A 25,946-nucleotide genomic window follows, 5' to 3' on the forward strand; every position below is an offset into this window, starting at 1 on the left:
GGCGGACCCCGGCGGCCGGGTCCGCCGGTCTCAGGCCGGCCGCGCCACCACCCGGAACCGCTCCGCGACCACCAGCGTGTCGTCGTCCACGGTGTAGCCCGGGTCGCCCAGCGCCTCCCGCATATCGTCCCCGTTCCAGAACCGCTCGTGCGAGGAACGCCATTCGGCCACCGACGTGTATCCCTCGCCCTCGTCCAGCGCGTGCTCCAGCGGCACGTCCGCCAACCGCAGCACTTCCACGCCCGTCACTTCGAGTACAGCCACCGGATGCCCGGCGGAATCCACCATCACCGACCGCGCGCCCACCACGGGCAGAGCCTCCCCCTCGACTTCGTACTGATCCAGCAGCCCCGTCGTCGAGGTCTTCCGGCCGCTCAGCACGGCAGCCACGAGTGCGTCGCGCAACGGCCCCGGAAAACCGAACAGCGCCGGCGGAAGATCGTCACAGGTTGTCATGGAAGCACCCTAAGTCGGATCCGCCCTCCACCCCGGAGTGCGGAGGAACCGGAAAAACGGCCTCAACCCCGGCGGCGGGAGCAGCACTTGAAACCCGCCACGCGCCGGGCTGGACCTTGACGCGGAGCTGTGCTCACCGGTTTGCTGTGCGTGATCATCCGGTCCTCGACCGGCACGATCCAGCCGCACCAGCCGCACCAGCCGCACCGCTCGCACCACCGGTACTCACCCGCACCACCCGACCGTCCCCGTGCGTGCGCCCGCACGCCGTCCACCCGCGCCCGTGTCCAGGAGGGAACCCGCGGATGTCGCCGCCTCCGCCGCCCCTCGGCCGCGCCCGCAAGCGGGACGCCCAGCTCTTCGACCCCGCCCTCTGCGACGCGGAACTCGTCGACGTCCGCGCCCAGTTCACCCAGGGCCGGTGGGCCAGGGCCCGCTCCCTCCTCGTCGGCACCGGCGACGACTGGGACCGCCGCGGCCACCGCGTCGTCGTCCTCGCCCAGACCCCGGCCGCCACCGCCTGGGCCCGCGAATGGCTGCTCGCCGAACCCCAGAGCGCCGACGCCGCCACCCTCCTCGCCTGCGCCGCCGTGTTCACCGCGCTGCGCGGCAAGGGCGCGCCCGACGCCGCCGACGAGGCCTGCCGCCGGGCCGCCGCACTGCTCCCCGCCGACCCCACCCCCTGGCTCGGCCTGCTCCTGCTCTCCCGGACCTTCGGCACCGAAGAGGAATTCAGCCGCCACTTCGACCAGGTGCGGGCCCGCCACCGCGAACACCACCACGCCCACCACCTCATGGTCGCCAAGCTCGCCGAACGCAACCCCGCCGCCGGCCAGGACCCCCTCCACGAGGTCTACGACTTCGCCGCCTGGGCCGCCGAGGAATCCCCGGCCGACTCGCCGCTCGCCGTGCTCCCCGTCATCGCACACGCCGAGCGCTACCGCGTCCTCGCCGCGATCCACGGCCGCAGCCCCGAGGCGGCCGCCGCACACTGGGCCGGCCGCCGGGCCCGCCAAGTGCTCCGCTCGGCCTTCGACTGGTGGCTCGAATGGGAGCGCGAGGACCACCCGCGCAACCGGGTCGACCTGAACTTCCTGGCCCACGCCAAGCTCTGCGAGGGCCGCCCCGCCGAAGCAGCGGCCCTCTTCCACCGCATCGGCAGCCACGCCACCCGCGCCCCCTGGTCCTACCCCGACCTCGACCCGCACAAGGCGTTCCTCGCCGCGCGCAGCGCCGCGCTCGGCACCGCTTGACCCCTCGGGGATCCCCCGGTCCCCGACGTCCCCCGGCGTCCCCGACGCCCCCGCGCTTCCCGAAAGGACACCCCGCCATGCCGACGGGCAGATCCACCACGCTCACCGACCCGTCCGAGATACGGACGTACAAGGGCCAGGACAGGGCCCTGCGCGCCGACCGGCTCGGCACCGCAGGTCTGCTGCTCTCCGTACTCGCCGCCAGCGCGCCCCTGATGGTCGTCGCCGGTGTCATGCCCACGATCTTCGGCGTCATGGGCATCGTCGGCCAGCCCCTGCTGTACGTCGTCCTCGGCGCCGTCCTCGCCCTGTTCAGCGTCGGCTACGCCGAGATGAGCCGCCACGTCCACAACGCGGGCGCGTTCTACGCCTACATCGCCCGCGGTCTGGGCCCGACCGCCGGCTCGGCGGCCTCCTTCGTCGCCCTGGTCGCCTACAGCGCCATGCAGGTCGGCGTCTACGGCATCCTCGGTTTCGAGATCTCCGGCCTCTTCGCCACCTACCTCGACATCGAGCTCGCCTGGTGGATACCCGCCCTGCTCGCGGTCGCGGCGACCGGCGCCCTCGGCTGGTTGAAGATCGACCTCAACGCCAAGGTGCTCGGCGTCCTGCTCCTGATCGAATGCGTCCTCGTCGTCGTCTTCGACCTCGCCGCCCTCGGCAAGCCCGGCGCCGAGGGACTCTCGCTGCACGCCTTCAACCCCTCGACCCTCGGCGGGGCCGGCCTCGGCACCGCCCTGTGCTTCTGCATCGCCGCCTTCGTCGGCTTCGAGCAGTCACCGGTCTACGCCGAGGAGACCAGCAAGCCGCACATCGTCGTCTCCCGCGTCATGTTCCTTGCCGTCGGGTTCGTCGCCCTCTTCTTCGCGCTCAGCGCCTGGGCGCTCACCGTGGCCACCGGACCGGGCGAGGTGGTCAAGACCTCCGCCGAAGCCGGCCCCGGACTGCTCTTCCAGCTCACCGAGAGCCGCCTCGGCACCACCTTCACCGACGTCCTGCACGTCCTGTTCGTCACCGGCATGTTCGCCGCCATGCTCAGCTTCCACAACGTGGTCGCCCGCTACGCCTTCGCCATGGGCCGCGAGGGCCTCCTCCCGGCCCCCTTCGGCCGCACCAACGCCGGCACCGGCGCCCCCGCCACCGGCTCGCTCCTGCAGACCGGCGTCGCGGCCGTCGTCGTCCTCGCCTTCGCGCTGACCGACGACAAGCCGGCCGGCGATCCGACCGCGCCCGTCCTGCACCTGTTCACCTGGATGGGCAGCGTGGGCGCCCTCGGCGTGACCCTCCTCATGGCCGCCGCCTCCTTCGCAGTGATCGCCTTCTTCGTCCGCCGGGGGACCGCCGCCGCGCAGGTCTGGCGGCTCGTCGCGGCCGGCGCCGCGGGCCTCGCGCTGCTGTTCATCGCCGGCTACACCGTCAGGGACTTCGCCGTCCTCGTCGGCGCCGAAGAGGGCTCCGCCCTCAGCTGGGTCCTGCCCGGCATCATCGCCGTCGCCGCGCTCGTCGGCCTGGCACACGGCCTGCTGCTGCGCTCCCGGCGGCCCGACGCGCACGCCCGGATCGGCCTGGGCAACGAGGCCTTCCGCCTCGACCAGGCGGCGGAGTCCGCCCCGCCCGCCTGACCCCTCCACCCCGCTTTCGAGCGCCCACGAAGCCCCCGGCATCGCTTTCCATGGTCGCCGGGGGTTCGTGCGCACATGACCGCGTTTTTGGCGGGCAGCGGAGCCTCATGGTCTCCTGGGGCCACCAACCCTCCGGACCGCGGCACAGGTGAGACCACCCAGCTCCCCTGCGTGGCGGCCGGGACCTGCCTGTCCCACCCACGAAGGCGAAGTCATCAGATGAGTGACAGCACCTTGGCCAAGGCCCCCAGCCCGCCGTCTTCCCCGCACGTCGACGCCGGCGACGAGGGCTACAGCAAGGACCTCAAGTCCCGCCACATCAACATGATCGCGATCGGCGGGGCGATAGGCACCGGCCTGTTCCTGGGCGCCGGAGGCCGGCTCGCCGGCGCCGGACCCTCCCTCGCGATCGCCTACGCGGTGTGCGGGATCTTCGCCTTCTTCGTGGTCCGGGCCCTCGGCGAGCTCGTCCTCTACCGCCCCTCCTCCGGCGCCTTCGTCAGCTACGCCCGCGAGTTCATGGGCGAGAAGGGCGCCTACGCGGCCGGCTGGCTCTACTTCCTGAACTGGTCGACCACCACCGTCGCCGACATCACCGCCGCCGCGACCTACGCCCACTTCTGGGCGATGTTCACCGACGTCCCCCAGTGGGTCCTCGCCTTCATCGCCCTCGCCGTCGTCCTCACCGCGAACCTGATCTCGGTGAAGTACTTCGGCGAGATGGAATTCTGGTTCTCGCTGGTCAAGGTCGCCGCCCTGGTCGTCTTCCTGGCCGTCGGGATCTACCTGGTCGCCACCAGCCACCCCATCGACGGCCACACCCCGGGCCTGGCCTCGATCACCGACAACGGCGGGATCTTCCCCGTCGGCATGGTCCCCATGCTCCTGGTCATCCAGGGCGTGGTCTTCGCCTACGCCTCCGTCGAGCTCTGCGGAGTCGCCGCCGGTGAGACCGAGAACCCAGAGAAGATCATGCCGAAGGCGATCAACTCGATCATGTGGCGGGTCGGCCTGTTCTACGTCGGCTCGGTCGTCCTGCTCGCGCTGCTGCTGCCGTACACCGAGTACTCGGCCGACCAGAGCCCCTTCGTCACCGTCTTCGACAAGCTCGGCGTGCCCGGCGCCGCCGGCGTCATGAACCTCGTCGTCCTGACCGCGGCGCTCTCCAGCCTGAACTCCGGGCTCTACTCCACCGGCCGCATCCTGCGCTCGATGGCCATGTCCGGCTCCGCGCCCAAGTTCACCGGCCTGATGAACAAGGGCAAGGTGCCGTACGGCGGCGTCCTGTTCACCGCGGCGTTCGGCGTCGCCGGCGTCGCCCTCAACGCCTACATGCCGAAGGACGCCTTCGAGATCGTCCTGAACTTCGCCTCCCTCGGCATCCTCGGCACCTGGGCGATGGTCATGCTCTGCTCGCTGCACTTCTGGCGCCGGGCGAAGCAGGGCCGTGTGGAGCGCCCCGCCTACCGGCTGCCCTGGGCCCCGTACACGCAGATCGTCACGCTGGTGTTCCTGCTCACCGTGCTGGTCCTGATGTGGTGCGACGGCGGAGTGGGCCGCACCACGGTCCTCTTCGTCCCGGCCATCGCCGCGGCCCTCGTCGGCGGCTGGTTCCTGGTCCGCGGCCGCGTCGCCGCGATCGCCGCCGCCCGCGACTGACCCCGCACGACGACGAAGGACCCCGCCCCGGCGGGGTCCTTCCGTTTCCGGGGGGGCGCTCCCGGCTTCCGGCCGGGGACAGCGCGGCGCAGCGCCGACAAACGCAGAAGACCCCACACGAAGTGGGGTCTTCTCGCTGGTGTCCGAGGGGGGACTTGAACCCCCACGCCCGATAAAGGGCACTAGCACCTCAAGCTAGCGCGTCTGCCATTCCGCCACCCGGACAAGGTGTCTGTCTCGCGGCCCTGCGGCCGTTCCGACGTGGAAAACATTACCAAACATTCCGGGGTCCTCGATCACACCCCCGTGTCACCTGCGGGAGCACCGCCGGACGGCCGGGTCCGCCCTTGGGGGGGAGCGCCCCGGAGCGGCAGGATGGGAGGGCAGCGGTACCGATCAGTGGAGGAACACGTGAGCGAGTCGAGCACGGGCAGGACCGTCTCCGGTGAGGACGAGGTCGTCGACCTCTGCCGGGACCTCATCCGGATCGACACCAGCAACTACGGGGACCACTCGGGCCCCGGCGAGCGCAAGGCGGCCGAATGGGTCGCGGAGAAGCTGGCCGAGGTCGGGCTGGAGCCGCAGATCTTCGAGTCGCACAAGGGACGGGCCTCGACGGTCGCGCGCATCGAGGGGGAGGACCCCTCACGGCCGGCGCTGCTGATCCACGGGCACACCGACGTGGTCCCCGCCAACGCCGCCGACTGGACCTACGACCCCTTCGCCGGCGAGATCGCCGACGGATGCCTGTGGGGGCGCGGCGCGGTCGACATGAAGGACATGGACGCGATGACGCTGGCCGTCGTACGCGACCGCATGCGCAGCGGCCGCAAGCCCCCGCGCGACATCGTCCTCGCCTTCCTCGCCGACGAGGAGGCGGGCGGCGTCTACGGGGCCCGGCACCTCGTCGACAACCACCCCGGCCTCTTCGAGGGCGTCACCGAGGCGATCGGCGAGGTCGGCGGTTTCTCGTTCACCGTCAACGAGAACCTGCGCCTCTACCTGGTTGAGACCGCCCAGAAGGGCATGCACTGGATGCGGCTGACCGTGGACGGCACCGCCGGCCACGGTTCCATGACCAACAACGACAACGCGATCACCGAGCTGTGCGAGGCCGTCGGACGGCTCGGACGCCACCAGTGGCCGGTGCGCGTGACCAAGACCGTACGGTCCTTCCTCGACGAACTCTCGGACGCCCTCGGAACCCCGCTCGACCCCGACGACATGGACGCCACGCTCGCCAAGCTCGGCGGCATCGCCAAGATGGTCGGCGCGACCCTGCGCAACTCGGCCGCCCCGACCATGCTGGGCGCCGGCTACAAGGTCAACGTCATCCCCGGCCAGGCCACCGCGCACGTGGACGGCCGCTTCCTGCCGGGCTACGAGGACGAGTTCTTCGCCGACCTCGACCGCATCCTCGGCCCGCGCGTGAAGCGCGAGGACGTCCACGCCGACAAGGCCCTGGAGACGGACTTCGACGGGAAGCTCGTCGACGCGATGCAGGGCGCCCTCACGGCGGAGGACCCGATCGCCCGGGCGGTCCCGTACATGCTCTCGGGCGGTACGGACGCCAAGTCCTTCGACGACCTGGGCATCCGCTGCTTCGGCTTCGCGCCGCTGCGACTGCCGCCCGAGCTCGACTTCGCCGGCATGTTCCACGGAGTGGACGAGCGGGTCCCGGTGGACGGGCTGAAGTTCGGTGTTCGCGTACTGGACCGATTCATCGACAACTCCTAACGGCCGGGAATCGGGAAGGTGTGCGGATTCCACTGAGAAGAGTGAATGCGCTCATACGCTCGTAGCCCTGGTGATCCCTCCTCGTTACAGGTGGTGCGGTCCGCGGCTGGGACCGCACTTGCCTACTAGGAGGAACAATGCTCAAGAAGGTTGTCGCCGCTGCGGCTGCCACCGGTGGTCTGGTTCTCGCGGGTGCGGGCATGGCCGCCGCCGACGCGGGCGCCCAGGGTGCGGCCATCGGCTCCCCCGGCGTCCTGTCGGGCAACGTCGTTCAGGTCCCGATCCACATCCCGGTCAACGTGTGCGGTAACACCGTCAACGTGATCGGCCTGCTGAACCCGGCCTTCGGCAACACCTGCGTCAACGCCTGACGCGTCTGAAGTCCATGGGCCCCGGAACGCATTCCAGCGTTCCGGGGCTGCCGGGCTTTCGGGCCCGAATCTCATTCACTTCGGCGTCACAGGCGGGGGAGCGCGTACGGCCTGTGCGCCGACCGAACGTACACAGCATGGGGACGAGTACAGATGCGACGACCCGTAGTACAGGTCACCAGGAAGACCCTGATCACCATGGCGGCCGCAGGGGGCGCGCTGGCGCTCGGCGGCGGTTACGCGCACGCGGACGCCGGGGCGGCCGGACACGCCGTGAACTCGCCGGGCGTGCTGTCCGGCAACAACGTGCAGGCGCCCGTGGACGTGCCGGTGAACGCCTGCGGCAACACGGTCACCGTGATCGGAGGCCTCAACCCGGCCTTCGGCAACCGCTGCGTCAACGCGGGCGGCCCCGCCAAGCCCGACCACCCGGGCCACCCCGGCAACCCCGGTACGCCGGGCCACCCCGGGCACCCGGGCAGCCCCGGCCACCCCGACGAGCCGTGCGACGACGACCACCCGGGCACGCCCGGTCACCCCGGCAACCCGGGTACGCCCGGCAACCCCGGGACTCCGGGCAACCCGGGAACTCCCGGTACGCCGGGCCACCCCGGGAACCCCGGCACGCCTGGCCACCCCGGAACCCCCGGTACGCCCGGTAACCCCGGGACCCCGGGCAACCCGGGAACTCCCGGCACGCCCGGCCACCCGGGAACCCCCGGTACGCCCGGTAACCCCGGGACTCCGGGCAACCCCGGTACGCCGACCGCGCCCGGTCACGGCACGGGGACTGCGGGCAACCCCGGTACCCCCGCGGCGCCCGGCCAGGGCCACGGCGGAGGGCTGGCCGCCACCGGGTCCGGTGACGTCCTGACGGCCGGCCTGCCGCTCGCCGGCGGCCTGCTGCTCGCGGGCAGCGTGCTCTACCGGCGCGCCCGCAACGCCGCCTGACGGACCGGCGACGGGCATACCGGGTGCTGTCGACGCGGGCCCCCCGACCGGGGGGCCCGCGTCACCACGTGGCGCGGACCTGACGGATGATCCGGCGGCGCAATCGCACGCGGCGACTGCCGTCCCGGAGCAGCGTAAGCCGGTCGAGCTCCCAATGTCCGTACTCGGCGTGGTCGGTCAACAGGCGGGTCGTCTCCTGGCGGGGCACCCCTCGGGGCACGTACAGGTCGACAAATTCGTATTCCGGCATCGCATCTATTGTGCGGGCAGAGGCCTGCTACGGATAGCGTCTGCACTATGTCTGATGCCGCTCTGCCCACTGTTGCCGAGGTACGCGCCGCCGCCGAGGCGGTCAAGGCCGCGCTCGACCGTCACCTCGCCGCGGTCGAGAGCAGGATCGGGGACGACGATCCGGCCGTCTACGCCGCCTTCAACGAGCTCGCCGCCGCCGCCGACGAGTACGACGAACTGCTGTACGACCGCTACGACGAGGTCACTCCCTTCGAGATCCCCACCCCCGAGGACGGTGTCCCGTACACCGGCCCCGCCGAGCCCGCCGCGTTCAGCGTGCTCATCCGCCGCGACTACGCCGTGGTCGAACCACAGCGCCTGATCGCCCAGGCCGACCGGGTCGCCGCGCACGACCCGGACGCCGAGCCCGTCGAGGACGGCGGTACCGCCGGAGCGCTGGGCGTCCTCTTCGGGGAGTACGAGCCCGACGAGATCCACTCCCGCTACCGCGAGTTCGGCCTGGAAGAGGGCGACTCCACCCTGTGGATCGCCGCCGCGGAGGAGGTCGCGGAACCGGGCGAGTGGCTCGACTCGCCCTTCGAGCACGCCGACGCGCAGAACGTGTTGCACCGGTTCGACGTGAGTTCCGTGTTCGACGAGGAGCCGGAGGACTTCGAGGAAGACGAGGCGACGGACGGGGCCACGGCCCCCGGCCTCACCCCCGCCTGACCACCACATGACGAGCTGAGCCCCCGCCCGACATCGGGCGGGGGCTCAGCCCTTCGTCACCGCGGCTGTTCCCCCGAGGCCGCCGCGAGCGCCCGCAACAGGCCCGCCAGCCGGGTCGTGCGCGGCTTGGGTGGTACGTCGGCCACCGCGCGCGCCAGCGCCTGGTCGACGCCGTGCACCACGGACAGGTGTCGCTCGGCGCGGCCGAAGGCGGTGTACACCCAATCCCGGGACAGCGCGTCCGCCGCGTCCCCGGGCAGCACCACGACCACCGCCGGCCACCGGGCGCCCACGGCCTGGTGCCCGGTCACGGCCCAGCCGTGCCGGACCGCCGACTCCACCCGCTCCTTCGGTACGACCAGGCCGGCGCCCCCGACCTCCAGCCGAAGCCCCTGCGCGTCGGCCGACACGACCCGGGCCGGCAGGGCCCGCCCGGGCGCGGGCACGTACACCACCTTGTCGCCGGGGTCGAAGCCGCCGAACCGGCCCGGGCCGGGGTTCAGCCGCTCCTTGAGGGCGGCGTTCAGCGCCCGGGTCCCGGCCGAACCGCCGTGGCCCGGGGTGATCACCCGCACGTCCTGCGCCGGAATCCCGAAGGCGCGCGGCACCGACTCCGCCACCAACTGGACCGTGCGGTGCACGGCCTCGCCGGCGTCCCGCACCGGGACGATGACGACCTCCTTGCCGGGGGCGTCGACCTGGTTCAGCTCCCCGACGCCGATGCCCGACACCAACTCGCCCAGCGGACCGGCGTCCGGGACGCGGGAGACGACCTGCGGGCAGGTCCGGGCCGCCAGGACATCGGCGAACACCCGGCCCGGCCCCGCGGAACCCAGTACGGCGGGGTCCCCGGACAACACCAGTCGGGCCCCGTCGGGCACCGACTCCACCAGTGCGGCCGCGCTCTCCACGTCCAGTTGGGGCGCGTCCAGCACGATGAGGAGGTCCAGCGCGAACTGCCCGTCGGCATCCCGCCCGGGCCCCTCGGTCCCGTCGAGCAGGCCGGCCACGCTGACGGCGCCTTCCGCCGGGGCGTGCGCGGCCAGAGCGGCCCGCAGGCCGAGCCGGCGCGCGGCCGCCAGCAGGGCCGCCGGTTCGGCGCGGGCCGCCTCGCCGCCGCTGTGCGTGACCAGGCCGTGGCCGGAGACGGCCCGGATCAGCTCGGCGCCGAGCGGCCCGGCGGCGGCCTCCTCCCAGTCCGCGGGGCCGGCGAAGGTGTTGGCCAGCCGGGCCAGTCCGTCCGCCAGGCTCTCCTCGGCCAGTGCGTAGCCCTCCAGCCCCACGAGGACCGTGCCCGGCGGCTCCTCCTGCCCCTCTTGTCCGTCCCCTCCGTCCTCCCGGGCCTGCGCGGACGCGGCGTCGGCCGACGGTTCGTGGAAGACCAGGACGGCGCCCTCGCCGATGGCCTGTTCCAGGGCTCCGGCCGGGTCGGGCACGCCGTACTGGGCCAGCGCCTTCCGCAACACGGGGGCTTCCAGGGCGGTGTGCCCCTTGAGCGCTGCCCGGGTCAGCAGCCAACCGACCAGGGCGCCGCCGCGGCGCTCGTCCCCGGGGCCGGCTTCGGGGCCCAGCAGGGCGCGGGCGAAGCCGTCGGCCTGGGTGGGGCGGACCCCGGCCACGCTCAGCAGCCGCCAGGGGTTCTCGGTGAGCTGCTCGGCGGCGCCCTCGCCGAGCGCGGTGGCGGCCTCCTCGGCCAGTGCCTCGGGGGCGCCGGCCCGGGCCAGCACGGCCCGTACGCCCTCGACGTCGCCGGGCGCGGTGACCGGCGCGGGTCCGCGGGGCTGCGGGGGAGTGGGCGCGGCGGCCTTGCGCGGCGCGGCCGGGGCGTCGTCGAAGTAGGTGGTGGGGGGCTTGGCGCCGCTCTCGACCGCCCGTACCGCCGCGAGCAGGTCGGCGGCCGTTCCGCTGAGCTTCGCGCCGGCCTCGACGGGTGCCTGCCGCTCCGCCTTCCGCCGGGCGATCCGCTCCCGCTCGATCTTCTGTGCGGCGAGCTCCGCCTGCGCCTCGCTGAGCTCGGGCTTGGCGCCCTCCCCCGTTGGCCCGTCCGCGCCCGCCGCACCCTCGGCGTCCGCTTCTCCCGTTTCCTCCGCGTCGGCGGAGGTGTCCGCCTCGTCCGCGTCGGCGGAGGTGTCCGCCGACGACACCGCGGCGTCCTGCCCGGAGGGTTGCGGGGCGCGCGCGCCCTCGACCGCCTCGGCCTCCGGGCCGGGGTTCTCCGGTTCGTCCGCGGCGGTGGCGGCGGGGTCGGTGCTCACAGCGTGCTCCAGTCCTGGTCGGGGTAGCGGTGCACGGGCGCCGACACGTCGTCCAGCGCCCGGCGGATCTCCTCCGGAAGACTAAGGGCCTCCACCGACAGCGCCGCCCCGAGCTGCTCGGCCGTACGCGCGCCGACGATCGGCGCGACCACCCCCGGCCGGTCCCGCACCCACGCCAGCGCCACCTGTAGGGGGGTCACCGCCAACCCGTGCGCGGCCGTCGCCACCGCGTCCACGATCCGCCCCGACGCCTCGCCCAGGTACGGATCGACGAAGGCGGCCAGGGTCTGGGACCCGCCCCGCGAGTCCGCCGGGGTCCCGGCGCGGTACTTCCCCGTCAGCACCCCGCGCCCCAGGGGCGAGGACGGCAGCAGCCCCACGCCCAGGTCCAGCGCGGCCGGCAGCACCTCCCGCTCCACGCCCCGCTGGAGCAGCGAGTACTCCATCTGCGTGGAGGCGAGCCGGGTCCGGGTCCCGGGCGCCGCGAGCTGCCAGGTCGCGGCCTTCGCCAGTTGCCAGCCGCTGAACCCCGCCACCCCGGCGTACCGGGCCCGGCCGCTGGTGACGGCCAGGTCCAGCGCCTGGAGGGTCTCCTCCAGCGGCGTGTGCGGATCGAAGGCGTGCACCTGCCACAGGTCGACGTGATCGGTACCCAACCGGGCCAGTGAGGCGTCCAGCGCCGCCAACAGGTACCCGCGCGAGGCGTCGCACCGCCGGTCCGGGTCACGGACGGACCCCGACTTCGTCGCGATCACCAGCTCCCGGCGCGGCACGAGCTTGTCGACCAGTTGTCCGAGGAGGTACTCCGCCTCCCCGCCCCCGTACACGTCGGCGGTGTCGACGAGCGTGCCGCCCGCCTCCCAGAAGGTCTTCAACAGTTCTGCGGCGCCCGCCTCGTCCGGCCCCTCCGCGGACCGTCCCCAGGTCAGGGTGCCGAGGCCGATCCGGGACACGCGCAGGCCGGTGCGGCCGAGATGCCTCTGCTCCATGAGCGCTGAGACTACTGGGGCACTGCCGCGGACGACCGGGGCGCGCTACAGTCCCCGCAGACCTACGTTACTGATCGGTAAACCGGTAAGGGGACGACTCATGCGGCTCGGCATCAATCTCGGTTACTGGGGTGCGGGCATGGACGGCGACAACCTCGCCGTCGCCCAGGAGGCCGACCGCCTCGGCTACGACGTCTGCTGGGCGGCCGAGGCCTACGGTTCCGACGCCGCCACGGTGCTGGCCTGGGTCGCCGCCCAGACCGAGCGGATCGACGTCGGCTCGGCGATCTTCCAGATCCCGGCCCGTCAGCCCGCGATGACGGCGATGACCGCCGCCACCCTCGACTCCCTCACCAAGGGCCGCTTCCGGCTCGGCCTCGGCGTCTCCGGGCCGCAGGTCTCCGAGGGCTGGTACGGCGTCAAGTTCGACAAGCCGCTCGCCCGCACCCGCGAGTACGTGGAGATCGTCCGCAAGGCCATGAGCCGCGAGCGCCTCTCCTACGACGGGCAGCACTGGACCCTCCCGCTGCCCGGCGGCCCCGGCAAGCCGATCAAGCTGACCGTGCACCCCGAGCGCGAACATATCCCGCTGTACATCGCGGCCATCGGACCGAAGAACCTGGAGCAGACCGGCGAGATCGCCGACGGCGCCCTGTTGATCTTCCCCGCCGCCGAGCACCTGGAGGAGACGGCCCTGCGCCACATCCGGGCCGGCCGCGAGAAGGCCGGGCTGACGATGGACGGCTTCGACGTCTGTCCCACCGTCCCGCTCGCCGTCGGCGAGGACGTGGGCGCCCTCGCCGACACGTTCCGCCCGTATACGGCGCTGTACGTCGGCGGGATGGGCAGCCCCAAGCAGAACTTCTACAACCAACTCGCGCAGCGCATGGGATACGAGAAGGAGGCCGCCGAGATCCAGGGCAAGTACCTGGGCGGCGACAAGGCGGGCGCCGCCGCCGCGGTCCCGCACTCCCTGATCGACTCGACGACCCTGCTCGGTTCCGTGGAGCGGATCGCCGACGGTATGCGCGCCTACGCCGACGCCGGGGTCACCACCCTGACGCTCGCACCGGCCGGTTTCACGCTCGACGAGCGGATCACCGCCCTGCGGGCCGGGGTGGAGGCCCTGGAGCACGCCGGTCTGGCCTGAGGAACGCCCTGCGGCCGTGGTGGGGGCTCGGGGGGTCTTCCCCGCCACGGCCGACACAACCAACAACGCTCGGGGCGGCCCCGGGGTTACGCCCCGGGGCCGCCGCCTTCGCTTCGTTCATTCGGCCGAGTCCCACCACCCATCGGTTGCCCGGCCGCCGCATCCGTCCTTGACTCGGAACATGCTCTCTGCCCGCAGCCTGTTCCAGGAGATCGTCGACCACGACGACTCCTTCCAACTGTTCTGTTCCATCGCCGCCAGCGGGGAGTCCCAGGGCGGCTGGGAGAACGGCCGGATCGCCGCCCTCGTCCCCGAAGGCATGCGCCACCTCGCCCCCAAGATCACCCGTCACGGCGCCGACGAGGACAAACACGGGCGGATCTTCCGGGCCCTGCTGCGCAACCGGGGCCTGCCCTCCGTCCCGGTCCCGCCGGAGACGGACTACACCATGCTGCTGGAACGCCGCGGCATCGGCCTGGCCCACGAGAAGCTGCGCCGGGAGGAGCCGCTGACCGAGGAGGACATCGTCGTCTACCTCGCGCACAGCCGCGTCACCGAACAGCGGGCGGCCGAGCAGATGGACATGCTGGTCAAGTACTTCGGGGACCACCCCGAGGTCGGCAAGGCCATCCGCATGATCAGCCACGACGAGGACAACCACCTCGCCTACTGCCACGAGGAACTGCTGGCCATGGCCCGCGCCGGCCACGGCCGGACCATCCAGCGGGTGCTCCGCGACAGCGCCCTCGCCGAGATCCGTGTCTACCGGGACGTGAGCCTCGCCGTCACGGACCACATGGGCCGACTGCTGGGATGGCCCGCCCCCAAGGCGGCCGCCCTCGCCGCGGGAATCCGCGGGATGTACGCCTACGAACGGTTCAGCGGCTGGCACCGCATGGTCGGTCTGCGCATGCCCCTGCGACGCGACGCGCTGGGCGGCCTGCCGGCCGGCACCCCGGGCTACGCCTGACCGGCCGGGGGCGCGACCGGAAGCGCCGCCGACGACGGGGCCTAGAGCCAGCCGCGGCGCTTGAACAGCCGGTGCAGCCCCAGGCAGGCGGCCGCCATGACCACCAGCACCGCCGGATATCCCCAGCTCTGCCGGAGTTCCGGCATGTGTTCGAAGTTCATCCCGTAGATCCCCGCCACCATCGTGGGGACGGCCGCCATCGCCGCCCAGGCGGAGATCTTGCGCATGTCGTCGTTCTGCCGGACGCCCATCTGCGCCAGGTGCGCCGACAGCGCGTCCGACAGCAGCCGGTCCAGTCCCTCGATGTACTCGTTCGCCTTGGTCAGGTGGTCGGCGACGTCGCGGAAGAAGGGCTGGGCGCGCTCATGCACGAACGGCACGTCCCCGAAGGCCAGCCGGTCCATGGGCTGGAGCAGCGGGCTCGTGGCCCGGCGGAACTCCAGCACCTGCCGCTTGAAACCGTAGATCCGGGCGGCTGTCGTCTTCGTGTTCCGGCTGTCCGTGGCGCTCGGGGCGAACACCTCGGCCTCCAACTCCTCCAGGTCCACCTGGAGCTCCGCCGCCACCTCGATGTAGTGGTCCACCACCGCGTCCGACACCGCGTACAGCACCGCCGTCGGCCCGTGCCGCAGCACCTCCGGGTCCTGCTCCAGGCGCCGGCGTACGGCGGCGAGCGCGGCCCCCTCGCCGTGCCGGACCGTCACCACGAAGGAGTCGCCGATGAACACCATCAGCTCGCCCGTGGTCACCGTGTCGGTGTCGTCGTCGTACACGACCGGCTTGAGGACGACGAAGAGCGAATCGTCGTAGACCTCCAGCTTGGGGCGCTGGTGCGCGGTCAGCGCGTCCTCCACCGCCAGCCTGTGCAGCCCGAACTCTCGGCTGACGTGCTCGAATTCCTCCTCCGTGGGTTCGTACATCCCGATCCACAAGAAGGCGTCACCCGTCGCCCGCGCCTCGGCGAGGGCATCCGAGAAGTCCTCGGGGGCCTCGGAGCGGCGGCCGTCCCGGTACATCGCGCAGTCGACTATCACGCGGGGCATTCTCCCTCCCTCCGCCCCCCACCCGCACACCGCCACGACCGCTTAAGGTGGCCCCATGGCCACGCTGATCCTCGTACGGCACGGGCGGTCCACCGCCAACACCGCGGGTTTGCTCGCCGGATGGACCCCGGGAGTGAGCCTGGACGAACGCGGAGCCGAGCAGGCCGCCGCGCTGCCCGGACGCCTCGACGGGGTACCGCTCGCCACCGTGGTCAGCAGCCCGTTGGAGCGCTGTCGGCAAACCCTCGCCCCGCTGCTCGCCGCCCGCCCCGGCCTGAGCCTGCACACCGACGAGCGGATCGGCGAATGCCACTACGGCGACTGGTCCGGCCGCAAACTCTCCGAACTCGCCGACGAGCCCCTGATGAAGATCGTCCAGCAGCACCCCTCCGCCGCCGCCTTCCCCGGCGGCGAGACCATGCGCGCCATGCAGGCCCGCGCCGTGGACGCCGTACGGGAGTGGAACGCGCGGGTCGAGGAGGAGCACGGCGCCGACGCCGTCTTCCTCATGTGCTCGCACGGAGACATCATCAAGTCCCTCGTCGCGGACGCCCTCGGCATGCACCTCGACCTCTTCCAACGCATCCACGTCGACCCCTGCTCCGTCACCGCCATCCGCTACACCCCGACCCGCCCCTTCCTGTTCCGCCTCGGCGACACCGGGGACTTCGCCGCCCTCGTGCCGCGCAAATCGCCCGAAGACGGCGGGGACGCCGTCGTGGGCGGCGGCGCGGGCGCGGCCTGATCGAACGGCGCAGTAGGGTGGACGGGCCGATACAGGCAGCCCGCCCACGCCCCGCCCCTGCCACCGACACTTGGAGACTGGACGTGCCCCGTCAGGTGTTCCTTTACGACCCGCCGGACCGCTTCGTGGCCGGCACGGTCGGTCTGCCTGGACGCCGTACGTTCTTCCTCCAGGCCTCCTCCGGCACCCGCGTCACCAGCGTCTCCCTGGAGAAGACCCAGGTCGCCGCGCTGGCCGAGCGGATGGACGAACTGCTGGACGAGGTCGTACGGCGCACCGGCGGCAACGCCCCGGTCCCCGCCGTGGCCTCGGCCGAGGCCGCCGACACCGCTCCGCTCGACGTGCCCGTCGAGGAGGAGTTCCGCGTCGGCACCATGGCCCTGGCCTGGGACGGCGAGGAACAGCGCATGATCGTCGAGGCGCAGGCGCTCGTCGAACTCGACGCCGACTCCGACGAGGACCTCGCCGAGGCGGAGGAACGCCTGCTCCAGGACGAGGAGAACGGCCCGCCGATGCTGCGCGTGCGCCTCTCCGGAGTCCAGGCCCGCGCCTTCGCCAAGCGGGCCCTGGACGTGGTCAACGCCGGCCGGCCGCCGTGCCCGCTGTGCAGCCTGCCCCTCGACCCGGAAGGGCACGTGTGTCCCCGCCAGAACGGCTACCGGCGCCAGGTGTGAGCGTCGTGAACCCGACCGAGGAACTGCTCGCCAGGGGCGAGCTCACCGTCCGGGGCCGTATCGCCGAGGCCTCCAACGCCGTCCTGCTGTGCACCGTGACCCACGAGGGCGTCAGCGCCGAGTGCGTCTACAAGCCCGTCAAGGGCGAGCGGCCGTTGTGGGACTTCCCCGACGGCAACCTCGCCCGGCGCGAGCGCGCCGCCTACCTGGTCTCCGAGGCCACCGGCTGGGGCCTCGTACCCGAGACGGTGCTGCGCGAGGGCCCCTACGGCGAGGGCATGGTGCAACGCTGGATCGACGCCGGTGACACCCCCGAGGAAGGGCTCCTGGCGCTCGTCGAGGGCGACGAGGCCGGGGACGGCTGGAAGCCCGTCGCCCTCGCCGAGGTGGGGGAGGGGCGCACCGCCCTGCTCGTGCACGCGGACGACCCGAGGCTGCGCCGGCTCGCGGTCCTCGACGCCGTCATCAACAACGCCGACCGCAAGGGCGGCCACCTGTTGCCCGCCCCCGACGGCCGGCTCTACGGCATCGACCACGGGGTGACGTTCCACGCCGACGACAAGCTGCGCACGCTGCTGTGGGGCTGGGCCGGCGAGCCCCTGACGGACGAGGCCCGGACCGTACTGGCCTCCCTCGCCTCCCAGCTGGCCGACGGCGGCCCCCTCGCCACCCGGCTGGCGGAACTGATCACGGCGGGCGAGCTGGCCGCCGTACGGGCCCGTGTGGCCCTCCTGCTGCGCGAGGGCACGCATCCCCGCCCGTCGGGACAGTGGCCCGCCATCCCCTGGCCACCGGTCTGAACCCCTCCCGCGCGTCGCGGCGGCCCAGGCACAGAACCGGCCGGACCGCAAGGGTGGCGATCAAGCCAACAGTGCTGGTCCGGTTCGATGACGGAACAACCGTCCGGTTAGTCTCGAAGCATGCATGCCTGGCCCGCTTCTGAGGTCCCCGCCCTGCCCGGCAAGGGCCGCGACCTCCAGATCCACGACACCGCGACCCAGGGGACGATCACCCTCGACCCCGGTCCCGTCGCCCGTATCTACGTCTGCGGCATCACGCCGTACGACGCCACCCACATCGGTCACGCGGCCACCTACAACGCGTTCGACCTGGTGCAGCGCGTGTGGCTCGACACCAAGCGGCAGGTTCACTACGTCCAGAACGTCACGGACGTCGACGATCCGCTGCTGGAGCGGGCGCAGCGCGACGGCCACGACTGGACCGAGCTCGCCGAGCGGGAGACGGCCCTCTTCCGCGAGGACATGACCGCGCTGCGCATCCTGCCGCCGCGGCAGTACATCGGAGCCGTCGAGGCCATACCCGGCATCGTGCCGCTCGTCGAGCGGCTGCGGGACGCGGGCGCCGCGTACGAGCTCGAAGGCGACGTCTACTTCTCGGTGGAGTCCGACCCGCACTTCGGCGGCGTCTCCAACCTGGACGCCGAGGCCATGCGCCTGCTCTCCGCCGAGCGCGGCGGCGACCCCGAGCGCCCGGGCAAGAAGAACCCGCTGGACCCGATGCTGTGGATGGCCGCGCGGCCGGGCGAGCCGAGCTGGGACGGCGGCTCGCTGGGCCGCGGCCGGCCGGGCTGGCACATCGAGTGCGTGGCCATCGCCCTGGACCACCTGGGCATGGGCTTCGACATCCAGGGCGGCGGCTCCGACCTGGCCTTCCCGCACCACGAGATGGGCGCCTCGCACGCCCAGGCGCTGACGGGCGAGTTCCCGATGGCCAAGGCCTACGTGCACGCCGGGATGGTCGCGCTCGACGGCCAGAAGATGTCGAAGTCCAAGGGCAACCTGGTCTTCGTCTCCGCGCTGCGCCGCGCCGGCGTCGACCCGGCCGCGATCCGGCTCGCCCTGCTGTCCCACCACTACCGCGCCGACTGGGAGTGGACGGACGCCGTGCTGGAAGAGGCGGTGGCCCGCCTGGAGCGCTGGCGCGCCGCCGTGTCCCGCCCGGACGGCATCCCGGCGGACGCCTTGGTCGAGGAGGTCCGCGAGGCCCTCGCGAACGACCTGGACGCCCCCGCCGCGCTGGCGGCCGTCGACCGCTGGGTGGAGGCCCAGATCGCCTCGGACGGCGACGACGAGTCGGCCCCCGGGCTGGTCTCCCGCACGGTGGACGCACTGCTGGGCGTGGCGCTGTAAGCCGCGCCGCCGCCGTCGCCCGGGCCCTGCCCCGGACTTCGTCGTCGGCGTCGTCGGCGGGGCGTGGCGGACGACGCCGGACCGGCCGCGCACGCGGCCGGTCCGGCGTTCTCGTTTCCGTCTGACGTGGCGCCCCGCGCGGCTGCGCGGCCGGCCCGCGCCCTCCCCCTCGGCCGGGTGCGGCCTCGGGCGCTCGCGGGACGGCTCCGCCCAGGCGGGTCAGGCCTCCGGGGGAGTGTCCTCCTCGGGCGCCGGCGCCGGCGGGTCCTCGGGCGGCTCGGGGTCGGGCCTCAGCCTGGGCTTCGTACGCCCGCTGGACGTGTCCCGCAGGTACGACCCGTCGCCTGGCTCCGCGGTCGCGGAAGGGTCCCGCCGCCGCAGGTACCGCTCGAACTCGCGGGCGATCGCGTCGCCCGACGCCTCCGGGAGGTCGGCGGTGTCCCGCGCCTCCTCCAGCGTCTGGACGTACTCCGCCACCTCGCTGTCCTCGGCGGCCAGTTGGTCCACCCCGAGCTGCCACGCCCGCGCGTCCTCCGGCAGTTCGCCCAGCGGGATGCGGATGTCGAGCAGGTCCTCCAGCCGGTTCAGCAGCGCCAGCGTCGCCTTCGGGTTCGGCGGCTGCGACACGTAGTGCGGCACCGCCGCCCACAGCGACACCGCCGGCACGCCCGCGTGCGTACAGGCCTCCTGGAGCACGCCGACGATCCCGGTCGGACCCTCGTACTTCGTCTCCTCCAGGTCCATCGTCCGCGCCAGGTCGGCGTCCGACGTGACCCCGCTGACCGGGACCGGCCGGGTGTGCGGGGTGTCCCCCAGCAGCGCGCCCAGGACGACCACCATCTCCACGCCCAGCTCGTGCGCGAAGGCGAGGATCTCGTTGCAGAACGAGCGCCAGCGCATGGACGGTTCGATCCCGCGCACCAGCACCAGGTCGCGCGGCTTCGCACCGCCGATCCGCACCACCGAGAGCCGGGTCGTCGGCCAGGTGATCTTGCGCACCCCGTTCTCCAGCCACACCGTCGGCCGGTTGACCTGGAAGTCGTAGTAGTCCTCGGCGTCCAGAGCCGCGAAGACCTCGCCCTTCCACTCCCGGTCCAGGTGCGTGACAGCACCGGAGGCGGCGTCACCCGCGTCGTTCCAGCCCTCGAACGCGGCCACCATGACCGGGTCGATCAGCTCGGGCACGCCCTCAAGCTCGATCACCCAGGTCTCCTTCCGAAGTTCCCTTGCGTACGTGGGTCAGCCTAAGCCTTGGAGGGACGCCGGCCACAGCCCACGACAGAGGGGCGGTTCCCCCGGAACCGCCCCTCTTCCCCGCCGCGGCGACGGCTACGCCTTGTCGCCCAGCATCTCCTCGACCCGGGTGCGCACCTCGGCGCTGTCGAGGCCGCGGACGGTCACCGTGGTGCGCCGGCGCAGCACGTCGTCGACCGTCTCGGCCCACTCGTTGTCACGGGCGTAGGCGACCTGCGCCCAGATCTCCGGACCGTCCGGGTGGATGCGCTCGGCCAGCGCCGGGTCCTCGTTCGCCAGGCGGGCGATGTCGAAGGCCAGGGAGCCGTAGTGCGAGGCCAGGTGCCGGGCGGTCAGCGGGTCCATCCGCGTGCCGGGCTCCCGGTCCACCAGCAGCCGGTGCGCGACCGCGTTCGGGTTGGCGACACCGGGCAGCGGGACGCGGCGCACCAGGGACTTCACCGGCTCCATGTCCTCGGTCAGCGGGCTGCCGGGCAGCTTGGCCAGCTTGTCCATGACCACGCGGCCGATGTGCCGGTACGTGGTCCACTTGCCGCCCGCGACGGACAGCATGCCGCCCGCGCCCTCGGAGACGACCGTCTCGCGCTTGGCCTTCTCGACCCCCCCGGGGCCGCCGGGCAGCACCCGAAGGCCCGCGAAGGCGTACGTCATCAGCGAGCGGTCCAGGTCCGCGTCCTTCACCGAGAACGCCGCCTCGTCGAGGATCTGGTCGATGTCGGCCTCGGTGGCGCGCACGTCCGCCGGGTCGCCCTCGTAGACCTCGTCCGTCGTGCCGAGCAGGAGCTGGTCCTCCCACGGCAGGGCGAAGGTGATGCGGTACTTGTCGATCGGGGTGGCCATGGCGGCCTTCCACGGCGACTTGCGCTTCATCACGATGTGCGCGCCCTTGGAGAGGCGGATCGACGGCATCGCGTGCTTGTCTTCCATGCGCCGCAGGTGGTCCACCCACGGGCCGGTGGCGTTGAGCACGACGCGCGCGTCGACCCCGAACTCGGTGCCGTCCAGGCGGTCCTTGAGCTCGGCGCCGCTGACCCGGCCGCGCGTCATGCGCAGGCCGGTGACCTCGGCGTGGTTCAGGACGACCGCGCCCGACTCGACGGCCGCGCGGACCGTCATCACGGCGACGCGGGAGTCGTTCATCTGGTGGTCGTAGTAGACCGCGACGGCCTTGAGGTTGTCCGTCTTCAGGCCGGGGTTGTCGGCGACGGCGCGGGCCGGCGATATGACCTTGCCGATGCCGTCCCCGAAGGCCGACAGGGCGGAGTACGCGAAGACGCCCGCGCCCAGCTTCGCGGCGCCGACCGGGCCGCCCTTGTAGACCGGCAGGTAGAAGGTGAGCGGGTTGACCAGGTGCGGGGCCACGTCCTTGGCCAGCACCCGGCGCTCGTGGTGGTTCTCCGCGACCAGCTTGACCGCGCCGGTCTGCAGGTAGCGCAAGCCGCCGTGGACCAGCTTGGAGGAGGCGGAGGAGGTGGCGCCGGCGAAGTCGCCGGCGTCCACCATGGCAACCCGCAGACCCGACTGCGCGGCGTGCCAGGCCACAGACGTGCCCAGGATTCCACCGCCGATGACCAGCAGGTCGTACGTGGCCTTCGCCAGCTGCTCACGGGTCTCGGCGCGGCTCGCGTTGGAGCCGGCGGTCGGGTGCGAACCCAGTGCGGGAACGCTCTGCAGGGTGCTCATATCTTTTAGCTCCTCGTCGATTGACTCAGCTGAACGGGGTCAGCTGGCGTCTTCGTCGTCGATCCAGCCCATGGACCGCTCGACGGCCTTGAGCCAGTTCTTGTACTCGCGGTCCCGCTGCTCGGCGGGCATCCGCGGGGTCCACTCCGCCGCGCGACGCCAGTTGGCGCGCAGGGCGTCGGTGTCGGGCCAGAAGCCGACGGCCAGGCCGGCGGCGTAGGCGGCGCCGAGGCAGGTCGTCTCGGCGACCATCGGGCGCACCACGGGGGCGTCCAGGAAGTCCGAGAGGGTCTGCATCAGCAGGTTGTTGGAGGTCATGCCGCCGTCGACCTTGAGGGCCGCGAGCTCGACGCCCGAGTCCTTGGTCATGGCGTCGGTGATCTCGCGGGTCTGCCAGGCGGTGGCCTCCAGCACGGCACGGGCGATGTGCGCCTTGGTGACGTACCGGGTGAGGCCGGCGATCACACCGCGGGCGTCGGAGCGCCAGTACGGGGCGAACAGGCCGGAGAAGGCGGGCACGAAGTAGGCGCCGCCGTTGTCCTCGACGGAGGAGGCCAGCGTCTCGATCTCGGCGGCCGACTTGATCAGGCCCATCTGGTCGCGCATCCACTGGACGAGCGAGCCGGTGACGGCGATGGAGCCCTCCAGCGCGTAGACCGGCTTCTCGTCGCCGATCTGGTAGCCGACCGTGGTCAGCAGGCCGCTGTAGGAGTTGATGATCTTGTCGCCGGTGTTCATCAGCATGAACGTGCCGGTGCCGTACGTGGACTTCGCCTCGCCCTCGGAGAAGCAGGTCTGGCCGAACAGGGCGGCCTGCTGGTCACCGAGCGCCGAGGCGACCGGGACGCCGGCGAGCACGCCTTCCTTGACGTGGCCGTAGACCTCGGCGGAGGACCGGATCTCGGGGAGGACGTTGAGCGGGACCTCCATGGACTCGGCGATCCGCTCGTCCCACTCCCGCGTGTGGAGGTTCATCAGCATGGTGCGCGAGGCGTTGGTCACGTCGGTGACGTGCACACCGCCCTCGGTGCCGCCGGTCAGGTTCCAGATGACCCAGGAGTCCATGGTGCCGAAGAGGATGTCGCCGGCCTCGGCGCGCTCCCGCAGGCCCTCGACGTTGTCGAGCAGCCAGCGGACCTTGGGGCCCGCGAAGTAGCTCGCCAGGGGCAGGCCGGTCTCGCGACGGAAGCGGTCCTGGCCGACGTTGCGGCCGAGCTCCTTGCACAGGGTGTCGGTGCGGGTGTCCTGCCAGACCAGCGCGTTGTGCACCGGCTCGCCGGTGTTCTTGTCCCACAGGAGGGTGGTCTCGCGCTGGTTGGTGATGCCGACGGCCTTGACATCGGCCGCGGTGAAGCCCGGGATGTCCTGGGCCGCCTTGGTGATGGCCCCGGCGACGACCTCCTGGACGTTGGTCCAGATCTCGGTGGCGTCGTGCTCGACCCAGCCCGGCTTCGGGAAGATCTGCTCGTGCTCCTTCTGGTCGACGGCGACGATGCGGCCGTCGCGGTCGAAGACGATGCAGCGGGAGGAGGTCGTGCCCTGGTCGATCGCGGCGATGAAGGGGCCGGTGCTGCTGGTCATGGTGGCTGCTCCTGGCGGCTCTGGTTGGCGGAATCAGGGGGCGGTGCGGATCTTGCGATACGGGCCGATGCTGATCAGACGAACGCGATGTTGTACAGACCACCGGCGACGGCGGCACCGACGAGCGGGCCGACCACCGGGATCCAGGAGTATCCCCAGTCCGAGCCGCCCTTGTTGGGCAGCGGCAGCAGGGCGTGGACGATGCGCGGGCCGAGGTCGCGCACCGGGTTGATGGCGTACCCGGTCGGGCCGCCGAGGGAGAGACCGATGCCGACGACCACGAAGGAGGTGATCAGGACGCCGATGACACCGAGGCCCTTGCCGTCGTCCTGGAGACCCTGGGTCAGGATCGCCAGGACCAGGACGGCGGTGCCGATGATCTCGGTCAGCAGGTTCTGGACGACGTTGCGGATCTCGGGTCCGGTGGAGAAGATCCCGAGCACCGGGCCGGCCACGTCGTGCGGGTGCGGGTCCTCCGGGCCGAGCTTGGCGTCCCGGATGTGCTCCGGGTCGGCCAGGTGCGCCCGGAACTGGCCGTAGTACGTGGCCCACATCAGGACCGCGCCGATCATGGCGCCGAGCAGCTGGCCCGCGAGGTAGACCGGCACGTCGCCCCACTCGCCGGTCTTGACGGCTATGCCGACGGTGACCGCGGGGTTGAGGTGCGCGCCGGAGAGGGGCGCGGACACGTACGCGGCGATCAGGACGGCGAAACCCCAGCCGAAGGTGATCGCGAGCCATCCCGCGTTGCGGGCCTTGGAGCTCTTGAGCGTGACGGCGGCGCAGACGCCACCGCCGAGCAGGGTGAGCAGGGCGGTACCGATGGTCTCGCCGATGAAGATGTCGGAGCTGGACACCCGCGACTCCTTTGTCTTACGTCCAGGGGGTGGGCGCACCACCGGGTCCCTCCGGTGGTCCACCGCACTCGGTGAGTGCTGCACCGGTCCTTGGCCTCGTCACACCCTAACGCGTATTGCCGGTAGGTGTTCGACAATGCCGACCGATGAACGGCAGTTTTCCGCCCGGGTGAAGAACGCGTCAAGGGTTGGGCGGGTCACAGATCCGGATCGTTACCGCTCGGTGTGATCGCCCAAAATCGGCCAACTCATGATCGAAAAATGGCCAAACGCACCCAGATAACGACCAATGTCGTCCTGGGTGCGGTCAAAGCAAGGTCAGAACCGGCCGGCGCCGAGGTCGCGCGAAACCGACCGCGCGCAGTCGCGCACCGAGGCGACCAGACTCGCCCGGGGCTCCCCGCCCTCCCCGCAGACCCGCTCCACGGCCCCCGCGACCGCCACCGCGCCGACCGGCATCCGCCGCCGGTCGTGGATGGGGGCGGCCACCGATGCGATGCCCTCCCACGTCTCCTCCACGTCGCAGGCCCAGCCGCGCGCCCGGGTCAGGTCCAGGATCTCCTCGAAGCCGACGGCGTCGGTGACCGTGCGGGGCGTGAACGCCTCCCGCTCCACCTCCACCGCCTCCGTGTGGGCCACCGGGTCGTACGCGGACAGCACCTTGCCCAGGGCCGTGGAGTGCAGCGGCTGCATCGCCCCCACCTCCAGCACCTGGCGGCTGTCGTCGGGCCGGAACACGTGGTGCATGATCAGCACCCCGCTCTTGTGGAGCACCCCCACGTACACGCTCTCGCCGCTCGCCCGCGCCAGGTCGTCCGTCCACACCAGCGCCCGCGCCCGCAGCTCGTGCACGTCAAGGTAGCTGTTGCCCAGGCGCAGCAGCTCCGCGCCCAGCTGATAGCGGCCGGAGGCCGGGTCCTGCTCCACGAAGCCCTCGGCCTGGAGGGTGCGCAGGATGCCGTGCGCCGTCCCCTTGGCGAGTCCGAGGGCACCGGCCACGTCCGACAGGCCCAGCCGGCGCTCGCCGCCCGCCAGGAGCCGCAGCATCGCAGCGGCTCGTTCGAGCGACTGGATGTTCCGTGCCATCGTGCAGCCTCCTGCTGACGTAGTTCGACAATGCTGAACACTATCGGCCGATGTCGACCTTGTGCATGCTCGGGGAACTCTTCGGGACACCCGGGTGCCGCCCGCCCCCGCCGGAGCGCCGGCGGAGCCAGGCCAAAGAATGCAGTCCGCCACGTGGGACAGCCCCACCGGGTCCCCGTGCACGCGGTTACGCTGACCGCGTGCGCCCTTGACACAGCGAGGGCGCAAAGCCGACAGCCGTCGCATCCCAGGGAGCTTGACCATGGCCTCGTTGCCGAACCCGCCCGCAGACACCCAGACCCGGGCCGACGCCCTTCGGGAGGCGCTCGCCACCCGGGTGGTGGTCGCCGATGGGGCGATGGGGACGATGCTCCAGGCGCAGGACCCGTCGATGGAGGACTTCCAGCAGTTGGAGGGCTGTAACGAGGTCTTGAACGTGACGCGTCCGGACATCGTGGCCAATGTGCACCGTGAGTATTTCGCGGCCGGTGTGGACTGTG

24 protein-coding genes and 1 tRNA gene are annotated in these 25,946 nt (G+C 72.2%); 14 read left to right on the forward strand and 11 right to left on the reverse strand.

Annotated features, from left to right (window positions below):
- Positions 1 to 30 precede the first annotated feature (30 nt).
- Positions 31 to 456, reverse strand: a complete 426-nt coding sequence (locus tag E6R62_RS20815; RefSeq protein ID WP_136214995.1) for an ASCH domain-containing protein — start codon at positions 454 to 456, stop codon at positions 31 to 33.
- Between the two features lie 305 nt (positions 457 to 761).
- Between E6R62_RS20815 and E6R62_RS20820 the strand changes: the two genes are divergently transcribed.
- From E6R62_RS20820 to E6R62_RS20830, 3 genes are all read left to right on the forward strand, one after another.
- Positions 762 to 1,709 carry a hypothetical protein gene (locus E6R62_RS20820; RefSeq protein WP_136214996.1) on the forward strand — a complete coding sequence of 316 codons (948 nt, stop codon included), beginning with the start codon at positions 762 to 764 and terminating at the stop codon, positions 1,707 to 1,709.
- Positions 1,710 to 1,786: 77 nt separating this feature from the next.
- Positions 1,787 to 3,331, forward strand: coding sequence for an APC family permease (locus E6R62_RS20825; protein WP_136214997.1), 1,545 nt, complete (start codon positions 1,787 to 1,789; stop codon positions 3,329 to 3,331).
- A 219-nt stretch (positions 3,332 to 3,550) separates the two neighbouring features.
- Positions 3,551 to 4,990: an amino acid permease gene (locus tag E6R62_RS20830; protein WP_136214998.1), complete on the forward strand. Its 1,440-nt coding sequence runs from the start codon at positions 3,551 to 3,553 to the stop codon at positions 4,988 to 4,990.
- A gap of 137 nt (positions 4,991 to 5,127) precedes the next feature.
- Here the strand turns inward: E6R62_RS20830 and E6R62_RS20835 are convergent.
- Positions 5,128 to 5,215: transfer RNA gene (locus tag E6R62_RS20835), tRNA-Leu, on the reverse strand.
- Between the two features lie 186 nt (positions 5,216 to 5,401).
- Here E6R62_RS20835 and E6R62_RS20840 point away from each other — a divergent pair.
- From E6R62_RS20840 to E6R62_RS40955, 3 genes are all read left to right on the forward strand, one after another.
- Positions 5,402 to 6,727 (forward strand): M20/M25/M40 family metallo-hydrolase, encoded by a 1,326-nt coding sequence (locus tag E6R62_RS20840; RefSeq protein WP_136214999.1) that lies wholly within the window; start codon positions 5,402 to 5,404, stop codon positions 6,725 to 6,727.
- A gap of 137 nt (positions 6,728 to 6,864) precedes the next feature.
- The gene (gene chpH / locus E6R62_RS20845; RefSeq protein WP_136215000.1) at positions 6,865 to 7,098 is read left to right on the forward strand and encodes a chaplin ChpH; all 234 of its coding nucleotides are present in this window, start codon (positions 6,865 to 6,867) and stop codon (positions 7,096 to 7,098) included.
- Between the two features lie 153 nt (positions 7,099 to 7,251).
- Positions 7,252 to 8,049 (forward strand): chaplin, encoded by a 798-nt coding sequence (locus E6R62_RS40955; RefSeq protein ID WP_136215001.1) that lies wholly within the window; start codon positions 7,252 to 7,254, stop codon positions 8,047 to 8,049.
- A 61-nt stretch (positions 8,050 to 8,110) separates the two neighbouring features.
- On the opposite strand, the gene E6R62_RS20855 is transcribed toward E6R62_RS40955, so the two are convergent.
- The gene (locus E6R62_RS20855; protein ID WP_112452273.1) at positions 8,111 to 8,299 is read right to left on the reverse strand and encodes a DUF5703 family protein; all 189 of its coding nucleotides are present in this window, start codon (positions 8,297 to 8,299) and stop codon (positions 8,111 to 8,113) included.
- Positions 8,300 to 8,346: 47 nt separating this feature from the next.
- Here E6R62_RS20855 and E6R62_RS20860 point away from each other — a divergent pair, with 47 nt between their 5' ends.
- Positions 8,347 to 9,009, forward strand: a complete 663-nt coding sequence (locus tag E6R62_RS20860) for a hypothetical protein (protein WP_136215002.1) — start codon at positions 8,347 to 8,349, stop codon at positions 9,007 to 9,009.
- Between the two features lie 56 nt (positions 9,010 to 9,065).
- Here the strand turns inward: E6R62_RS20860 and E6R62_RS20865 are convergent, their stop codons facing one another.
- The gene (locus E6R62_RS20865) at positions 9,066 to 11,153 is read right to left on the reverse strand and encodes a helix-hairpin-helix domain-containing protein (protein WP_240801797.1); all 2,088 of its coding nucleotides are present in this window, start codon (positions 11,151 to 11,153) and stop codon (positions 9,066 to 9,068) included.
- 107 nt (positions 11,154 to 11,260) lie between these two features.
- Entirely contained in the window at positions 11,261 to 12,253 is a 993-nt protein-coding gene (locus tag E6R62_RS20870) for an aldo/keto reductase (protein ID WP_136215004.1), read from the reverse strand.
- A 100-nt stretch (positions 12,254 to 12,353) separates the two neighbouring features.
- Between E6R62_RS20870 and E6R62_RS20875 the strand changes: the two genes are divergently transcribed.
- Positions 12,354 to 13,403 (forward strand): LLM class F420-dependent oxidoreductase, encoded by a 1,050-nt coding sequence (locus E6R62_RS20875; RefSeq protein WP_136215005.1) that lies wholly within the window; start codon positions 12,354 to 12,356, stop codon positions 13,401 to 13,403.
- A gap of 181 nt (positions 13,404 to 13,584) precedes the next feature.
- Complete coding sequence (locus E6R62_RS20880) at positions 13,585 to 14,373, forward strand: ferritin-like domain-containing protein (protein ID WP_136215006.1); 789 nt, start codon at positions 13,585 to 13,587, stop codon at positions 14,371 to 14,373.
- A 41-nt stretch (positions 14,374 to 14,414) separates the two neighbouring features.
- Here E6R62_RS20880 and corA read toward each other — a convergent pair whose 3' ends face one another.
- The gene (gene corA / locus E6R62_RS20885; RefSeq protein WP_136215007.1) at positions 14,415 to 15,416 is read right to left on the reverse strand and encodes a magnesium/cobalt transporter CorA; all 1,002 of its coding nucleotides are present in this window, start codon (positions 15,414 to 15,416) and stop codon (positions 14,415 to 14,417) included.
- A 55-nt stretch (positions 15,417 to 15,471) separates the two neighbouring features.
- Here corA and E6R62_RS20890 point away from each other — a divergent pair, with 55 nt between their 5' ends.
- The 4 genes from E6R62_RS20890 to mshC all read left to right on the forward strand — a co-directional run bounded on the left by E6R62_RS20890 (position 15,472) and on the right by mshC (position 18,985).
- Entirely contained in the window at positions 15,472 to 16,161 is a 690-nt protein-coding gene (locus E6R62_RS20890; protein ID WP_136215008.1) for a histidine phosphatase family protein, read from the forward strand.
- An 83-nt stretch (positions 16,162 to 16,244) separates the two neighbouring features.
- Positions 16,245 to 16,835 carry a DUF3090 domain-containing protein gene (locus tag E6R62_RS20895; RefSeq protein ID WP_136215009.1) on the forward strand — a complete coding sequence of 197 codons (591 nt, stop codon included), beginning with the start codon at positions 16,245 to 16,247 and terminating at the stop codon, positions 16,833 to 16,835.
- Positions 16,836 to 16,840: 5 nt separating this feature from the next.
- The gene (locus E6R62_RS20900; protein WP_136215010.1) at positions 16,841 to 17,635 is read left to right on the forward strand and encodes an SCO1664 family protein; all 795 of its coding nucleotides are present in this window, start codon (positions 16,841 to 16,843) and stop codon (positions 17,633 to 17,635) included.
- 120 nt (positions 17,636 to 17,755) lie between these two features.
- The gene (gene mshC, locus E6R62_RS20905) at positions 17,756 to 18,985 is read left to right on the forward strand and encodes a cysteine--1-D-myo-inosityl 2-amino-2-deoxy-alpha-D-glucopyranoside ligase (RefSeq protein WP_136215011.1); all 1,230 of its coding nucleotides are present in this window, start codon (positions 17,756 to 17,758) and stop codon (positions 18,983 to 18,985) included.
- 219 nt (positions 18,986 to 19,204) lie between these two features.
- Here mshC and E6R62_RS20910 read toward each other — a convergent pair whose 3' ends face one another.
- The 5 genes from E6R62_RS20910 to E6R62_RS20930 form a co-directional block, all read right to left on the reverse strand.
- Positions 19,205 to 20,188, reverse strand: a complete 984-nt coding sequence (locus tag E6R62_RS20910) for a PAC2 family protein (protein WP_136215012.1) — start codon at positions 20,186 to 20,188, stop codon at positions 19,205 to 19,207.
- Between the two features lie 126 nt (positions 20,189 to 20,314).
- Positions 20,315 to 21,922 (reverse strand): glycerol-3-phosphate dehydrogenase/oxidase, encoded by a 1,608-nt coding sequence (locus E6R62_RS20915; RefSeq protein ID WP_136215013.1) that lies wholly within the window; start codon positions 21,920 to 21,922, stop codon positions 20,315 to 20,317.
- 39 nt (positions 21,923 to 21,961) lie between these two features.
- Positions 21,962 to 23,503 carry a glycerol kinase GlpK gene (glpK, locus tag E6R62_RS20920; protein WP_136215014.1) on the reverse strand — a complete coding sequence of 514 codons (1,542 nt, stop codon included), beginning with the start codon at positions 23,501 to 23,503 and terminating at the stop codon, positions 21,962 to 21,964.
- Positions 23,504 to 23,577: 74 nt separating this feature from the next.
- Positions 23,578 to 24,360 carry an MIP/aquaporin family protein gene (locus E6R62_RS20925; protein ID WP_136215015.1) on the reverse strand — a complete coding sequence of 261 codons (783 nt, stop codon included), beginning with the start codon at positions 24,358 to 24,360 and terminating at the stop codon, positions 23,578 to 23,580.
- Between the two features lie 318 nt (positions 24,361 to 24,678).
- Positions 24,679 to 25,446, reverse strand: coding sequence for an IclR family transcriptional regulator (locus E6R62_RS20930; protein WP_136215016.1), 768 nt, complete (start codon positions 25,444 to 25,446; stop codon positions 24,679 to 24,681).
- 262 nt (positions 25,447 to 25,708) lie between these two features.
- Between E6R62_RS20930 and E6R62_RS20935 the strand changes: the two genes are divergently transcribed.
- A partial coding sequence (locus E6R62_RS20935) for a homocysteine S-methyltransferase family protein (RefSeq protein ID WP_136215017.1) occupies positions 25,709 to 25,946 on the forward strand: 238 nt, incomplete at its 3' end.

The organism is Streptomyces sp. A1136 (assembly GCF_004795055.1).
Classification (GTDB): Bacteria; Actinomycetota; Actinomycetes; order Streptomycetales; family Streptomycetaceae; genus Streptomyces.

Coding starts and splice junctions, on each gene's coding strand:
- E6R62_RS20815 (WP_136214995.1), bottom strand. CDS start 456: ATGACAACCTGTGACGATCTTCCGCCGGCGCTGTTCGGTTTTCCGGGG.
- E6R62_RS20820 (WP_136214996.1), top strand. CDS start 762: ATGTCGCCGCCTCCGCCGCCCCTCGGCCGCGCCCGCAAGCGGGACGCC.
- E6R62_RS20825 (WP_136214997.1), top strand. CDS start 1,787: ATGCCGACGGGCAGATCCACCACGCTCACCGACCCGTCCGAGATACGG.
- E6R62_RS20830 (WP_136214998.1), top strand. CDS start 3,551: ATGAGTGACAGCACCTTGGCCAAGGCCCCCAGCCCGCCGTCTTCCCCG.
- chpH (WP_136215000.1), top strand. CDS start 6,865: ATGCTCAAGAAGGTTGTCGCCGCTGCGGCTGCCACCGGTGGTCTGGTT.
- E6R62_RS40955 (WP_136215001.1), top strand. CDS start 7,252: ATGCGACGACCCGTAGTACAGGTCACCAGGAAGACCCTGATCACCATG.
- E6R62_RS20855 (WP_112452273.1), bottom strand. CDS start 8,299: ATGCCGGAATACGAATTTGTCGACCTGTACGTGCCCCGAGGGGTGCCC.
- E6R62_RS20860 (WP_136215002.1), top strand. CDS start 8,347: ATGTCTGATGCCGCTCTGCCCACTGTTGCCGAGGTACGCGCCGCCGCC.
- E6R62_RS20870 (WP_136215004.1), bottom strand. CDS start 12,253: ATGGAGCAGAGGCATCTCGGCCGCACCGGCCTGCGCGTGTCCCGGATC.
- E6R62_RS20875 (WP_136215005.1), top strand. CDS start 12,354: ATGCGGCTCGGCATCAATCTCGGTTACTGGGGTGCGGGCATGGACGGC.
- E6R62_RS20880 (WP_136215006.1), top strand. CDS start 13,585: ATGCTCTCTGCCCGCAGCCTGTTCCAGGAGATCGTCGACCACGACGAC.
- corA (WP_136215007.1), bottom strand. CDS start 15,416: ATGCCCCGCGTGATAGTCGACTGCGCGATGTACCGGGACGGCCGCCGC.
- E6R62_RS20890 (WP_136215008.1), top strand. CDS start 15,472: ATGGCCACGCTGATCCTCGTACGGCACGGGCGGTCCACCGCCAACACC.
- mshC (WP_136215011.1), top strand. CDS start 17,756: ATGCATGCCTGGCCCGCTTCTGAGGTCCCCGCCCTGCCCGGCAAGGGC.
- E6R62_RS20915 (WP_136215013.1), bottom strand. CDS start 21,922: ATGAGCACCCTGCAGAGCGTTCCCGCACTGGGTTCGCACCCGACCGCC.
- glpK (WP_136215014.1), bottom strand. CDS start 23,503: ATGACCAGCAGCACCGGCCCCTTCATCGCCGCGATCGACCAGGGCACG.
- E6R62_RS20930 (WP_136215016.1), bottom strand. CDS start 25,446: ATGGCACGGAACATCCAGTCGCTCGAACGAGCCGCTGCGATGCTGCGG.